Source organism: Neisseria sp. SLRRB23 (assembly GCF_050896295.1).
Classification (GTDB): domain Bacteria; phylum Pseudomonadota; class Gammaproteobacteria; order Burkholderiales; family Neisseriaceae; genus Neisseria.
Genome location: NZ_JBPBFH010000098.1, coordinates 1 through 376, shown reverse-complemented (window position 1 = coordinate 376; position 376 = coordinate 1). Strand labels below are relative to the sequence as shown.

Genomic DNA, 376 nt, shown 5'->3' with positions numbered 1-376 from the left:
GTCGAGTCTCGTGGGCTCGGAGATGTGTATAAGAGACAGAAATTAATCTATCCCTGTTTCAGACGGCCTGAAGCAGGGATTTTTTATATCAAAATAAGGGGAAAATTTGGACGGCGCAGTGGTCAATCAGATTGCCAACAGCCTGACCGACCGCGGTTATCAGGTTTCCAAAACCGCCGCATACAACCTACTGTCGCCCTATTCCCGCAACGGTATCTTGAAAGGTCCGAGATTCGTCGATTTGGCGCAACGAGCAGCAAACTCAAAACGCACTGGCGATTGCGGACGAAGGCGGCAAGCTATATGACAAGTTTGTCGGTTTCGCCCAAACGCTCGCAAGCGTCGGTAAAAGCATCGATCAGGCGCAAAGCAGCTT

Annotated in this window: 2 pseudogenes; both read left to right on the top strand. The window is 50.5% G+C overall.

Features of this window, described 5'->3' with window-relative positions:
• Positions 1-106: 106 nt before the first annotated feature.
• A pseudogene (locus ACRPFF_RS11255) lies at positions 107-241 on the top strand (GNA1162 family protein); the annotation flags it as partial.
• A pseudogene (gene rmuC / locus ACRPFF_RS11250) lies at positions 234-376 on the top strand (DNA recombination protein RmuC); the annotation flags it as partial. The pseudogenes ACRPFF_RS11255 and rmuC, both read left to right, overlap by 8 nt.